Source organism: Salipiger pentaromativorans (genome assembly GCF_024721115.1).
In the GTDB taxonomy this organism is placed as follows: domain Bacteria; phylum Pseudomonadota; class Alphaproteobacteria; order Rhodobacterales; family Rhodobacteraceae; genus Salipiger; species Salipiger pentaromativorans.
This window is the reverse complement of record NZ_JAMDHK010000002.1, coordinates 476619-490518: the sequence shown is the minus strand read 5'-3', so window position 1 is coordinate 490518 and position 13900 is coordinate 476619. Positions and strand designations below refer to the sequence as shown.

General features: G+C 66.7%; 10 protein-coding genes. 2 read left to right on the top strand and 8 right to left on the bottom strand.

All coding sequences use genetic code 11. The annotated features are described in order from the left end of the window. Nucleotides 1–48: 48 nt before the first annotated feature. Entirely contained in the window at nt 49–642 is a 594-nt protein-coding gene (locus tag M4578_RS05510) for a hypothetical protein (RefSeq protein ID WP_258092439.1), read from the top strand. After that, nucleotides 639–1040 carry a cell division protein ZapA gene (locus tag M4578_RS05505; protein ID WP_258092438.1) on the top strand — a complete coding sequence of 134 codons (402 nt, stop codon included), beginning with the start codon at nt 639–641 and terminating at the stop codon, nt 1038–1040. Before M4578_RS05510 ends, M4578_RS05505 begins: the two co-directional genes overlap by 4 nt. A gap of 90 nt (nt 1041–1130) precedes the next feature. Here M4578_RS05505 and eno read toward each other — a convergent pair whose 3' ends face one another. The 8 genes from eno to glgB all read right to left on the bottom strand — a co-directional run bounded on the left by eno (nt 1131) and on the right by glgB (nt 13888). Further along, on the bottom strand, nt 1131–2405 hold the full coding sequence (gene eno / locus M4578_RS05500; RefSeq protein ID WP_258092437.1) for a phosphopyruvate hydratase: 1275 nt from the start codon (nt 2403–2405) through the stop codon (nt 1131–1133). 118 nt (nt 2406–2523) lie between these two features. Beyond that, nucleotides 2524–3402 (bottom strand): DMT family transporter, encoded by an 879-nt coding sequence (locus tag M4578_RS05495; RefSeq protein ID WP_258092436.1) that lies wholly within the window; start codon nt 3400–3402, stop codon nt 2524–2526. Nucleotides 3403–3408: 6 nt separating this feature from the next. Beyond that, nucleotides 3409–5043: an alpha-D-glucose phosphate-specific phosphoglucomutase gene (locus M4578_RS05490; protein ID WP_258092435.1), complete on the bottom strand. Its 1635-nt coding sequence runs from the start codon at nt 5041–5043 to the stop codon at nt 3409–3411. A gap of 13 nt (nt 5044–5056) precedes the next feature. Next, nucleotides 5057–6913 (bottom strand): 4-alpha-glucanotransferase, encoded by a 1857-nt coding sequence (locus tag M4578_RS05485; protein ID WP_258092434.1) that lies wholly within the window; start codon nt 6911–6913, stop codon nt 5057–5059. Continuing rightward, nucleotides 6910–8967 (bottom strand): glycogen debranching protein GlgX, encoded by a 2058-nt coding sequence (gene glgX / locus M4578_RS05480; protein WP_258092433.1) that lies wholly within the window; start codon nt 8965–8967, stop codon nt 6910–6912. Before glgX ends, M4578_RS05485 begins: the two co-directional genes overlap by 4 nt. Next, nucleotides 8964–10376: a glycogen synthase GlgA gene (gene glgA / locus M4578_RS05475; protein ID WP_258092432.1), complete on the bottom strand. Its 1413-nt coding sequence runs from the start codon at nt 10374–10376 to the stop codon at nt 8964–8966. The genes glgX and glgA overlap by 4 nt, the downstream gene beginning before the upstream one ends. Then, on the bottom strand, nt 10373–11638 hold the full coding sequence (gene glgC / locus M4578_RS05470) for a glucose-1-phosphate adenylyltransferase (protein WP_258092431.1): 1266 nt from the start codon (nt 11636–11638) through the stop codon (nt 10373–10375). The genes glgA and glgC overlap by 4 nt, the downstream gene beginning before the upstream one ends. Before the next feature lie 66 nt (nt 11639–11704). Next, a complete protein-coding gene (glgB, locus tag M4578_RS05465; RefSeq protein ID WP_258092430.1) occupies nt 11705–13888 on the bottom strand; it encodes a 1,4-alpha-glucan branching protein GlgB in 2184 nt (727 codons plus the stop codon). Nucleotides 13889–13900 lie beyond the last annotated feature (12 nt).

The following is a 13900-nucleotide window of genomic DNA, read 5'->3' as shown; positions in this document are numbered from 1 at the left end:
TCAGAACCGGCGAGACAGGCCCCGAGGGCAGATATTAGAGAGGGCAAGATGACCCAGATCGACGAGTTGCAGTCGCGCATCACGCGGGCGCTGGACCGGATTGCGCAGGGCGTGGAACACTTGTCCACCCTGCCGCCGCCAGCCCCCGAGGCGGCGCCGGAGACGGAGCCGGTCGAGGCCGTGGAGGTTGCGGCGGTCCCGGATGCCGAGGCCGCCGAAGAGATCGCACGGCTCCGGATGGCGCTCGACGAGGAGAAGATGGCCAATGCGCAGCTCGAGGAGCGGGTGAAGCTCCTGCATGCGCGGCTCGAGGGGCAGGGCGGCGCCGAACCGGCACCCGAGCCCGATGCGGCGTTGCGGGAGCAGATCGCCGCGCAGCGCGAAAGCATGGCCGAGCTCGATACGGAATTGCAGCGGATGCGGCTCTCGAACGAGATGTTGCGCCGCACCAACGAGGATATGCGCGCCGCGCTCGAGGCCAATATCGGCGAGCCGCATCTGGTCAACAAGGCGATGCTGGCCGAACTGGAATCGCTGCGCGCGGCCCGCGCGGCGGAAGAGGCCGAGATGCGTGCCGTGCTCGGCGCGCTCGAGCCGGTGCTGGCGGATGCGGCGGGTATGAGCGAGGAGGCGGTGCAATGAGCCAGATCGAAGTGCAGATCACCATCGGCGGGCGCAGCTTCGACGTCGCCTGCCAGCAGGGCGAGGAGCAGTATCTGCTGACCGCCGCGCGCATGCTCGACACCGAGGCGCAGGTGCTGGTGCAGCAGATCGGACGCATGCCCGAGGCGCGGATGCTGCTCATGGCCGGGCTGATGCTGGCGGACAAGACCGCGGGGCTCGAAGACCGGCTGCGCGCAGCCGAGGACAAGCTGGGCGAAATGGGCGAAGAGCTGCGCGAGCTGCGGGACCGTCCGGCGCCGGAGCCCGAAAAGATCGAGGTGCCGGTGATCCCCGAGAGCGTGACCGACACGCTGGCCGAGATGGCCGCGCGGGCCGAGGCGCTGGCGGAGGCCATCGAGGAGAAGGCGGCCTCGTAACGCATCGGGGCGGCGCCTTTCGGTCGCCGCCCCGCGCAAATTCCTGATCAGGAATTTGCAAATCTCTTCGAAGAGATTTGTCTCCCGGCCTCAGCGCAGGATCGACTTGCCTGCGTATTCGGCCACGTCGCCCAGCATTTCCTCGATACGGATGAGCTGGTTGTACTTGGCCAGCCGGTCCGAACGCGCCAGCGAGCCGGTCTTGATCTGCCCGCAATTCGTCGCCACGGCGAGATCGGCGATGGTGCTGTCCTCGGTCTCGCCCGAGCGGTGCGACATCACATTGGTATAGCGCGCGCGATGGGCCATATCGACGGCCTTCAGCGTCTCCGACAGCGAGCCGATCTGGTTCACCTTGACCAGCATGGAGTTCGCCACGCCCTGGTCGATGCCCATGGCCAGACGCGCGGGGTTGGTCACAAAAAGATCGTCGCCCACAAGCTGAACCTTGCCGCCGAGTTTCTCGGTGAGGATCTTCCAGCCTTCCCAATCGTCCTCGGCACAGCCGTCCTCGATGGAGATGATCGGGTAATCGGCGCAGAGCTTGGCAAGGTAATCGACGTTCTCCGCCGACGACAGCGACAGACCTTCGCCCTTCATCTCGTATTTACCGTCCTTGAAATACTCGGTCGAGGCGGCGTCGAGCGCCAGATAGATGTCCTCACCGGGCTTGTAGCCGGCTTTCTCGATGCTTTTCAGGATGAAATCCAGCGCGTCGCGGGTCGAGGCCAGCTCGGGCGCAAAGCCGCCCTCGTCGCCGAGGCCGGTGGACATGCCCGCCGCCGAGAGCTCTTTTTTCAGCGTGTGGAACACTTCCGAGCCCATGCGCACGGCGTCGCGGATGTTCTCCGCCGCCACCGGCATGATCATGAATTCCTGGATGTCGATCGGGTTATCCGCGTGCTCGCCGCCATTGATGATGTTCATCATCGGCACCGGCAACACGCGCGCCGCGGTGCCGCCGACATAGCGGTAGAGCGGTTGCGCGGTGAATTCCGCCGCCGCCTTGGCGGTGGCCAGCGACACGCCGAGGATGGCGTTGGCGCCGAGACGGCCCTTGTTGTCGGTGCCGTCGAGCTCGATCATCGCGCCGTCGATGGCCTGCTGCTCGGTGGCGTCGAAACCGACGATGGCTTCGGCGATCTCGCCGTTGACGGCGGCAACCGCTTCCAGCACGCCCTTGCCCATGTAGCGGCTCTTGTCGCCGTCGCGGCGCTCCACAGCTTCATGCACGCCGGTCGAGGCGCCCGAGGGCACGGCGGCACGGCCCTGGGTGCCGTCTTCGAGGGTCACGTCGACCTCGACCGTGGGGTTGCCGCGGCTGTCCAGGATTTCGCGGGCGTGAATGTCGATGATGGTGCTCATGGGGTCCGTCCCTCGCGTCCAAGATGGGTTCGGGCGAGCTATATCAGGCAGGCGGAGAATGTAAACGCAACGCGGGCAGGGGGTTGCGCTAACGTTGTCCGGATCGCCGCGCCGGGGCTCAGGGGGCGGGCGCAACGGCCCGCGCAAGCCGTCTTTCGCGCAGAAAGGAATAGAGCCCCGCCGCCAGGATCAGTGCCGCGCCCGCCCAGGTCCAGCCGTCCGGACGCTCTCCGAACACCGCCATCCCGAGCCCCGCGGTGAAGACAAGCCGCGTGTAGCGGAAGGGCGCCACCGACGAGACCGTCGCCAGCCGCATCGCCGCGGTCACCGAGAGATAGCCCGCCGTGGTCACCACCACGGCCCCCGCCATGTGCAGCCAGATGCGCGGATCGGCGGTGAGCGGCGCGTCGGAGATCAGCGTCAGCGCAACGCCCACCGGAAAGATCACCGCAAAGCCATAGGTGGAGACCGCCAGCGAGGGGATCCGCGCCGGCAGCACCCGGGTCACCAGATCGCGCGCGGCCAGCCCGGTGACCCCCGCGACCGGAAACAGCTCCCAGCCGGTAAAGCCGGTGCCGAATGGGCGGATGACCATCAGCATGCCCGTCAGCCCGACGCCGATCGCCGCCCAGCGCCGCCAGCCCACCGGCTCGCGCAGGAACAGCGCCGCGCCCAGCGTCACCAGCAGCGGCGCGGTTTGCAATATCGCCGCCATCAGCGAGAGCGGGATCTTCGACAGCCCCACGATCATGCCCACGGCGCCGACGATCTCGAACAGGTTGCGCAGCAGCACCTGGGGATGCAGCATCTCGTCGCGCCGCAGCGGCACCCGGCGCAGCCAGGCCACGGTCAGGAACAGGGCGGTGCCGCCCAGGCTCAGCATCATCATGACCTGCCCGACCGGGGCAAGCTGCGAGGCAAGTTTGAGAAAGGCGTCGCTGCCGGCCAGCAACGCCATTCCAAGCACCATGAGCAGAATCGCGCGAAGCGTTTCCACCCGGGATCAGGTGATCACGTCGGGCGCGTCGCGTCCGGTGCGGGATTTGATCCCGGCAATCGCCTCGGCGGCGGCGATCACATCGGCAAGCGCGGCCTGCGGGTCGAGGCCGAACCCCGCCGGGTCGATGGCGAGCCGCTCCAGATAGACCCGCAGCGTCGCGCCCTCGGTGCCGGTGCCCGAAAGCCGCAGCACCACGCGCGCGCCGCCCGCGAAGCCCACGCGCAGGCCCTGACCTTCGGAGCGCGAGCCATCGACCGGGTCGTCATAGGCAAATTCGTCGGCGCTCTCGACCGTGAGCGGGCCAAAGCTCTGTCCGGGCAGGGAGGCGAGCTGGCTGCGGACATGATCCATCAGCCCGTTGGCGGCCTCGGTATCGACCGCCTCGTAATCGTGGCGGGAATAGTAGTTGCGTCCGTACTCGGCCCAATGCGCCACCATCAGCTCGGCCACCGACAGCTTTTTCACCGCCAGCACGTTCAGCCAGAACAGCACCGCCCAGAGCCCGTCCTTCTCGCGCACATGGTCGGAGCCGGTGCCGAAACTCTCTTCGCCGCAAAGCGTCGCCCGGCCCGCGTCCAGCAGATTGCCGAAGAACTTCCAGCCGGTGGGCGTCTCGTAGCAGGCGATGCCCAGCTTTTCCGCCACCCGGTCCACCGCCGCGCTGGTGGGCATGGAGCGCGCCACGCCCTTCAGCCCGTCCTTGTAGCCGGGCACCAAGGTGGCATTCGCCGCCAGCACCGCGAGGCTGTCGGAGGGTGAGACATAGCATTGCCGGCCGACAATCATGTTGCGGTCGCCGTCGCCATCGGAGGCGGCGCCGAAATCGGGGCCGGTCTCGGTCATCATCTCGTCCCAGAGCGTCTTGGCCCAGGTCGGGTTCGGGTCGGGGTGGCCGCCGCCGAAATCGGGCAGGGGGATCGAGTTGATCACCGTGCCGGGCGGCGCGCCGAGGATCTCTTCGAGGATCGTGTAGGCATAGGGGCCGGTCACCGCATGCATCGCGTCGAAGCGCATGCGGAAGCCCGATTTGAACAGCGTCCGGATGGCGTCGAAATCGAACAGCTCCTGCATGAGCGCGGCGTAATCCTCGACCGGATCGACGATCTCGATCTCCATTTCGCCCAGCGTCACCGTGTCGGTCATCCGCAGCCCGACATCGTGGCTTTCCATGATGTGGAATTCGGCGATCTCCTTGGTGGCGTCAAAGATCCTGGCCGTCACGCCCTCGGCGGCGGGGCCGCCGTTGGAGGTGTTGTATTTCACGCCGAAATCGCCTTCGGGCCCGCCGGGGTTGTGGCTGGCCGAGAGGATGATGCCGCCATCCGCCCCGCGCTTGCGGATCAGGTTCGAGGCGGCGGGGGTCGAGAGGATCGCGCGCTTGCCCACGATCACCTTCTTCGCACCGCCGGCGGCGGCCATGCGCAGCACCACCTGCGCCGCCTGAGAATTGAAATGCCGTCCGTCGCCGCCCAGAACCAGCGTCTTGCCCGCAACGCCGCCGATGCCGTTCCAGATGCTCTGGATGAAGTTTTCCAGATAGTGGTGCGTCTGGAAGACCGGCGTCTTCTTGCGCAGACCCGAGGTGCCCGGTTTCTGGCCCTCGATCGGCTCGGTGGGAATGGTGCGAATGCTGGTCATGGAATTCCGTCTCCTATCGCCCGGCACGTTTCATGATCCGGGCCGCATTTGCAAGCACGGGCAGAGCGGTGATCTCGGCAACGCCCAGCGGCAGCCGCTGCCGCCAGTTCGGGTATTCCGAGACCGTGCCCGGCATGTTGGGCTGGTTTTCGAGACCCAGCACATCCTCGACCTGAAGCGCGACCATGCGCGCGGCGGTGGCCGCCAGCAGCGCCGCCATCGCCTCGGGCGCCTCGGGGGCAAAGCCGTCACGATAGGGCGACGTGGCGCCGTCGAACCCGTCGACCTCGCGGCCGCGCCAGGACAGCATGCCGTCGACATGTTCCGGCGGGGTGATGCCGATGTCGCGGCGCAGGGTGATCTCGCGCCCCGCGCGCCAGCCCTTCCAGGTCGGCAGATCATGCGAGGAAAAGCTGGCGATGACGCCCTCGGGGTAATCCTGCGGCGCGCGATACCAGGGCGGATCGCCGCTATGTTCGAAACACATGAGCCGGCAGCCGAGAATGCCGCTGTCGCCAAGCGCCTGTTGCAGCCCGTCGGGGATCACCCCCAGATCCTCGCCCACGATCACCGCGCCGGCGCGCGCCGCCTCCATCCGCGCCACGGCGAGCATCGCCTCGCGCGGCATGGTGACATAGGCGCCGGGCAGCCCGTCGGGCACCCAATAGGCGCGCTCGAAGCCGAGGATATGGTCGATGCGCAGCGCGCCGCTGAACCGGAGCTGCTGGCGCAGGGTGAGCGCCAGCGCCTCGAACCCGGTCTCGATCAGATGCACCGGGTTGAACGGCGCCAGATGCCAGTTCTGCCCCTGCGGCGCAAAGGCGTCGGGCGGCGCGCCGAGGCTGGCGCCGAAGGCAAAGCTCTGCCGGTCCTCCCAGGTCTCGGCGCCATGGGGATGCGTGCCCACCGCCAGATCGAGATAGAGGCCAAGCGCCATGCCGGCCTCGGTTGCGCGGGTCTGCGTCTCGGCCAGCGCGCCCTCGGCCTTGTATTGCAGCCAGGCGTGAAAGCGGACGCGATCGGCCAGATCGTGCGCGGCCTGCGCGACCTCGGCGCTGGCGGGGTCGTGATAGGCGGTGGGCCAGTTGTCCCAGTAGGGGCCGAGCCGTTCCGACAGCGCCTGATGGGTCGCGAAGCGGCGCAGCCCCGCGCCCTCATGGGACAGATAGCGTTCGAAGGCGTCGCCCGGCGGCGCGGCGCGGAACTCTGCCTCCAGCGCCTGCATCCGCGCCGGCAACTCTTCGGAGAAGATCAGCAGCGGGCCGGGGGCGGCGCCCTGCGCGGCAGAGGGCAGGTAGAGCGGCGAAAAGCGGCGGCGATGCGAGGGGGTGTAGGGGCTGAACCCGTCGGGATGGGTCAGAAACCCCGCATGGATCGGGTTCACCCCGACAAAGGCCGCCCCCTGCGCGCCCAGCCCCTCGGCGAGCTGCGCCAGATCGTCATAGCTGCCGAGCCCGCCCTGCGCCGCGCTGCGCAGACAGGCCAGCGGGGCCATCAGGCCCCATAGCTTCGGCGGCAGCGGCAGGCGCGGCGGCGCAGAGAGCAGCCAGCAGCGCGCGCCGTCGCTGTCCAGCCGGTGCCGTCCCAGCGGCAGCGCCGGCAGCGCGCCGCGCCCCTCGCGCGCGCTGCCGTCTTCGAGCAGGATGCGCCACGCGCCGGGCACCGCCAGCGCGACCGGCGCGTCGGCCACGCAGACATGCCAGCGCGGCAGCGCGGGCTCGGGCGTGTCGGGGGCGTCGGCCAGCCCCATCGCGGCCAGGATGGCAGCCTTGCTTTCCTCAGGCGCGACCTGCGTATTCCCGAACAAATCCCTGAATTCAGGAATGATCCCCGCCTTGCGCGCGCGCGCGTCCAGCGACGCCCCGCTCATGCGGGCTCCTCCACCAATGCCACCACCGAATTCTCCGCCAATCTCAGTTTCGTTCCCACCGGCTCCGCCGGGCGCAGCGGCTGCGCGGTGTCGATATGGCGCACCCATTGAAAGCCCGCGGGCAGCGCGGGCAGCACCAGATCGACCGCCTCGCCGGCGTTGAAGGCGAGATAGATCGCCTCTTCCGCCTGCGCATAGCGCGGCGTGCCGCTGGCCATGCGGAATTCGGCGCAAAGCACATGCAGGTGGCCGTTGGTCCAGTCGGAGCGGGTCATCTCGGTGCCGTCCGGGCGCCACCAGAAGAGATCGGGCACCCCGTCCACCTTGCGCGGCTGCGAATGCAGGAACCGATTCTGCCGCAGGATCGGATGCGCCTTGCGGAAGGCGATGAGCCAGCGGGTGAAGGCCATGAACTCGTGATCAGCCTTGTCCCAGTCCACCCAGCCGATCTCGGTATCCTGGGCATAGGCGTTGTTGTTGCCCATCTGGGAATTGCCCAGCTCGTCGCCGGCAAGGATCATCGGCGTGCCCTGGCTCAGCAGCAGCGTGGCCATCATGTTGCGCCGCCGCCGGGTACGCGCGGCAACGATCCCGGCATCCTCCGTCGGGCCCTCGACACCGAAATTGTCGGAGTAGTTCTCGCCATGGCCGTCGCGGTTGTCTTCGCCATTGGCCTCGTTGTGGCGCGCGACATAGCTGACCACATCCGTCAGCGTGAACCCGTCATGGGCGGTGATCAGGTTGACCGAGGCGGTGGCGGGCCGGCCGGAATGATCGAAGAGCCCCGCCGATCCGGTGATCCGGTCGGCCATCACCGGCACATGGCCGAGATCGCCGCGCCAGAAGCGCCGCACCCCGTCGCGATACTTGTCGTTCCATTCCGAGAAAGGCGCGGGATAGCCGCCAAGCTGATAGCCGCCCGGGCCGATGTCCCAGGGTTCGGCGATGAGCTTCTTCGTGGCCAGCACCGGATCCTGGCGGATCGCCTTGAAGAACGCGGAATTCGGGTCGAACCCGTTCGGCGTGCGCCCCAGCGTCGCGCAGAGATCGAAGCGGAACCCGTCGACGCCCATGGTGGTGGCCCAGTAGCGCAGGCTGTCCAGCACCATGCGCAGCACCATCGGGTGTTCGATGTTCAGCGTGTTCCCGGTGCCGGTGTCGTTGATGTAAAAGCGCTTGTCGTCGTGCAGCCGGTAATAGGAGCGGTTGTCGAGCCCGCGAAAGGCCAGCGTCGGGCCGTTCTCGTCGCCTTCGCAGCTATGGTTGTAGACCACATCCAGGATCACCTCGATCCCGGCGGAATGCAGCCGCGCCACCATGTACTGGAATTCCCAGAGCCGGCCCTGGGTCAGATAGCGCGGCTCGGGGGCGAAAAAGCCCAGGGTCTGGTAGCCCCAGTAATTCACCAGCCCCTTCTTGACCAGGAACCGGTCGTTGAGGAACGCCTGCACCGGCAGCAGCTCCACCGCGGTGACGCCGAGCTTGATGAGATGTTCCAGCACCGGGTCCGAGGCGAGCGCCAGGAAATGGCCCGGGTGGTCGGCGTCGGGAAAGCGCTTGGTCAGCCCTTTCACATGCGCCTCGTAGATCACGCTTTCCGCGATCGGGCGGTTCGGCGCCTTGTGACTGCCCCAGTCATAGCTGGGATCCTCGACCACGCATTTCGGCATGAACCGCGCGCTGTCGCGGCGGTCCGGCGCCTCGACGCCGCCGAACAGCGCGTCGTGCCAGATCGGGTGGCCGGTGAGCCGTCGGGCGTAGGGGTCGATCAGCAGCTTGGAGGGGTTGAACCGGTGCCCGTCGCGCGGCGAAAACGGTCCCTCGGCGCGCAGCCCGTAATGCTGGCCCGGGGTCAGCCCCGGCACCCGCCCGTACCAGATGTCGCCATCGCGCTCGGGCAGCGGCAGGCGCGCGGTCTCGGCGCCATGTTCGTCGAAAAGGCAGAGCAGCACCGCCTCGGCATGTTGCGAGAAGACGGCGAAATTCACCCCGTCGCCGTCGAAGGTGGCCCCGAGCGGCGCGGGCGAGCCTGCCAGGATCTCGGGTCCGCTCATGCGGGTTTGACCATCTCGGTGTAAAGCGCCGCATAGGCGGCGGCGGATTGGTCCCAGCCGACCGGGGCTGCCATGGCGTTTTTCATCATCCGCGTCCAGGTTGCTCGATCCTGGTAGAGTTTGACCAGTTTCATCAGCGCCTGCGCAAGAGCCTGCGCCGTCACCGGATGGAACTGCACCCCGGTTGCGGCCTCGGCTGCCAATCCGGCAGGCGATGCGTTGATCACCGTGTCCGCCAGACCGCCGGTCAGCGCAACCAGAGGCAGGGTACCGTAGCGCAGGCCGTAAAGCTGGGTCAGCCCGCAAGGTTCGAATCGCGACGGCACGAGGATGGCGTCGCCGCCGGCGATCAGCCGCCGCGCCAGCGCCTCGTCATAACCGATGACGGTGGCGACGCCGGGATGCGCGTCGGCATAGCCCAGGAACGCCTTTTCCAGATCGCGGTCGCCCGAGCCCAGCAGCGCAAGCTGTCCGCCCCGGTCCAGCAGCGCGGGCAGGGCCTGAAGCAGAATGTCGAGCCCCTTCTGCTCGGTCAGCCGCGAGACCAGCACGCAGACCGGGCCGGGCCAGTCGGGCAGGCCCATTTCCTCGCGCAGCGCCTTGCGGTGCTTGGCCTTGCCCGCGGGGCTCTTGTAGGGCGGGCACCACAGCTCCTCGTCGATGCCGTTGAGGATGCCGACCAGATCCTCCTGCCGCTCGCGCAGCACCCCGTCGAGCCCTTTGCCGAATTCCTCGGTCATCAGCTCGGACGCATAGGTGGGCGAGACCGTGGACAGTTTATCCGCATAGACAAGACCGGCCTTCAAGGCGCTGATATTGTTCCAGAACTCATAGCCTTTTTCATTGAAGCCGGCGCGCGGAAGGCCCAGGGGGGAAATCATCGCCGGCCGGGCGATGCCCTGAAAGGCGATGTTGTGAATGGTCATCAGTGTGGCCACCCGGTCGCCCGCGCCCAGCTCGCGCAGATAGAGCGGGGCAAAGCCCGCCTGCCAGTCGTGGCAATGCAGTACCTGCGGAAACCAATCCTCGATCCCGTCGGCGGCAATCATCGCTGCGGCGCTGGACAGCGCCGCGAACCGTTCGGGGTTGTCCGGCCAATCGCGGCCCAGCGCGTCGGAATAGGGCCCGCCGTCGCGGTCGTAGAGATGCGGGGCGTCGAGCACATAAAGCACCTGTTCGCCCAGCTTGCCGCGGAACACCCGGGCGAACCCGCCAAAGAGATCGTCCCATTGCGCCACCTGCTTGCGGCGACCCACCGCCTTGAGCACCGGGCGATAGCCCGGCACCAGCGTGCGCATCTCGACCCCGTGCGGCGCCAGCGCAGCGGGTAGGGAGCCCGCCACATCCGCCAGCCCCCCGGTCTTGATCAGTGGCACGCATTCCGAGGCGACGGACAGCACTTTGGTCATTTCTTTTCTTCTCTCCGGTCCAGCATCCGCTGGGTGATAAGCGTCACGCCGCCCGGGCTGACGCGGAACCATTTGGCGTCTTCCTCGGGGTCCTCGCCGACGACGAGCCCCTCGGGAATATGTACCCCACGATTGATGACCACATTTTTAAGGCGCGCGTGCCGCGAGACATAAACATAGGGCAGCGCCACCGCGCGGTGCAGCGAGGCATAGGAATTGGTGTGGCACATGGTCGAGAGCAGGGACTCGCGGATTTCGGTGCCCGAGACGATGCAGCCGCCCGAGACCAGCGAACTGACGGCCGAGCCGCGCCGGTCCTCTTCGTCATGGATGAATTTCGCCGGCGGCAGCAGCTCGGAATAGGTCCAGATCGGCCAGTTCCGGTCCCAGAGATCGAGCTCGGGGGTGAAATCGGTGAGGTCGATATTGGCCTTCCAGAACGCATCGACGGTGCCCACGTCGCGCCAATAGGCGGGTGCGCCCGCGCGCGAGCGCACGCAGCTATGTTCGAACCGATGCGCCTGGGCCGTGCCCTTGGCGACGATCTCGGGGATCATGTCATTGCCGAAATCGTGGCTGGAGCTGTCATCGTCCATATCCTCGACCAGCCGCTCGCGCAGGAAGTTCCAGTCGAAGACATAAATCCCCATGGAAACCAGAGTCTTGTCGGGATCGTCGGGCAGGCCGGGCGGATTCTTGGGCTTTTCCAGGAACGAGGTGATGCGGTCGTTGCCGTCCACGGCCATGCAGCCGAAGGCGCTGGCCTCGGGCCGGTCGACGGTGAGGCAGCCCACGGTGACATCGGCCTTGGTTTCCACATGCTGACGGATCATCAACTCGTAATCCATCTTGTAGATGTGGTCGCCCGCCAGGATCACGATATAGTCGATGTCGTAGCTGTCGATGATGTCGATATTCTGCGCCACCGCATCCACCGTGCCGCGATACCACATGCCCTCCGAGACCCGCTGCGAGGCGGGCAGGATGTCGAGGAACTCGTTGCGCTCGGCCCGGAAGAAGTTCCAGCCGCGCTGGACGTGGCGGATCAGGCTGTGTGCCTTGTATTGCGTCGCCAGCGCGATCTTGCGGATGCCGGAATTCATCGCATTCGACAGCGCGAAGTCGATGATCCGGGTCTTTCCGCCGAAATAGACCGCCGGTTTCACCCGGTCGTTTGTCAGTTCATGCAGCCGCGAGCCGCGGCCTCCGGCGAGGACGAAGGCCATGCTTCGCCCCGCCAGCCTCTGGTTTCTCCATGGCATGTCAGATCCTCTTCGCCGTGAGAGGTTGTCTTGCCCCTTGCTCTGACAACCGAGTGTTGAGATGCGTCAGGTCTCGCGCACCAGATAGATCGTCGATAGCGGCGGGATCATCACATCGGCATGCGCCGGCTGGCCGTGATACTCTCCCGGATGCGCCTCGACCGCCCCGTAGTTTCCGCGATTGCCCCCCCCATAGATTTCGGCATCGCTGTTCAGTGCCTCGCGCCAGCGCCCGGTCGCAGGCATCCCCATGCGATACGACCCGTGCTCTTGTGGTGTGAAGTTGCAGATGACCACAACCTCGGGATCCCCGGGCGCACCCCGTCGCACCCAGGAAAAGACGGAATTCTGGGAATCCCCCCCGACGATCCACTGAAACCCCTCGGCGAAGCAATCCTTTGCGTGCAGGGCGGGTGTCTCGCGGTACAGATGGTTCAGATCGCGCACCAGGCTCTGCATGCCCGCGTGTTGCGGGTTGGCCAAGCACTCCCAGTCGATCTGGGCATCGTGGTTCCATTCCGACCCTTGCGCGAATTCCTGCCCCATGAAGAGCAGCTTCTTGCCCGGATGGCCCCACATGAAGCCGTAATAGCTGCGCAGGTTGGCGAATTTCTCCCAGTCGCTGCCGGGCATCTTGCCCAGCATCGAACCCTTGCCGTGCACGACCTCGTCATGGCTGATCGGCAGGATGAAATTCTCGGAAAAGGCATAGACCAGCCCGAAGGTCATCTGGTGGTGATGATAGCTGCGGTAGACCGGGTCTTTCTGCATGTATTCGAGGGTGTCGTTCATCCACCCCATGTTCCACTTGAAGCCAAAGCCCAGCCCGCCCTGATCCACCGGCTGCGACACACCGGGATAGGCGGTGCTTTCCTCGGCCACGGTCATGATGCCGGGATGGTCGCCATAGGTGGCGATGTTCATCCGCTGCAACATGGCGATGGCCTCGTAATTCTCGCGCCCGCCGTCCTTGTTGGGGATCCATTCGCCCGGATCGCGGGAATAGTCGCGGTAAAGCATCGAGGCCACCGCATCCACCCGCAGCCCGTCGGCATGGAACTCCTCCAGCCAGTAAAGCGCGTTGGCGGTCAGGAAATTCGACACTTCGGCGCGGCCGTAATTGTAGATGAGCGTGTTCCAGTCCCTGTGGAACCCTTCCTTGGGGTCGGCATGTTCGTAAAGCGCGGTGCCGTCGAACTTGCCCAGCCCGTGTGCGTCGGTGGGGAAATGCCCTGGCACCCAGTCGAGGATCACGCCCAGCCCGGCGCGGTGGGCGGCGTTCACCAGATCGCGGAACTCATGCGGCAGCCCGCAGCGGATGGTGGGCGCGAAGAGCCCGATGGGCTGATAGCCCCAGGAGCCGTCGAACGGGTATTCGCTGATCGGCAGCAGCTCGATATGGGTAAAGCCCATCTCCTTGACATAGGCGACCAGCTCGGTCGCCGCCTCGACATAAGAGATCGGGCGGCCCCAGTCCTTGCGGCGCCAGGAGGGCAGGTGCACCTCGTAGACCGAGATCGGCGCCTCGCGGTTCTGCATCGCCTGACGGCTGGTCATCCAGTCGCCATCGGACCAGCCATAGCCCGAAATGTCGCGCACGATCGAGGCATTGGCGGGCGGGTGTTCCGAGCCGAAGCCCACCGGGTCGGCCTTGCGCGGCTGGATCTGGCCATCGGGGCCGACGATCTCGTAGCGGTAGAAAGCGCCGTCGCCGACACCGGGGACAAAGATCTCCCAGACGCCGGTCGCGCCACGGCGGCGCATGGTGTGGCGCAGCCCGTCCCACCAGTTGAAATCGCCCACAACCGAGACGCGGCGCGCGTTGGGGGCCCAGACGGCGAATTGCGTGCCCCAGGTGCCCTCATGCTCTTTCACATGGGCGCCAAGCGCTTCCCAGAGCCGCAGATGGCTGCCTTCGCCGAGCAGATATTCGTCGATCTCGCCCAGCACCGGGCCGAAGCGATAGGCGTCTTCCATCTCCCACTGGCCGCCGCGCGCGGCACCGCGCAGCAGATAGGGCGCATCGCCGGGCACCTTGCCGTAGAAGATCCCCGGTGCACCGGACACCGGCGCAAGCGGATGGGGCGTGTCTGCGATCACCGCCCACATCTCTTCGGCGCCGGGATCGAAGGCGGTGACAAAGCGGTCACCGCCCTGCCAGTGCGGCCCGAGCAGGGCGAAGGGGTCGTCGTGTTGGCCTTGAATCAGGCGTTGAAAGTCCGGGGCGGAGGCGTGATGTGCATCGGTCATGCCCCGGACTTT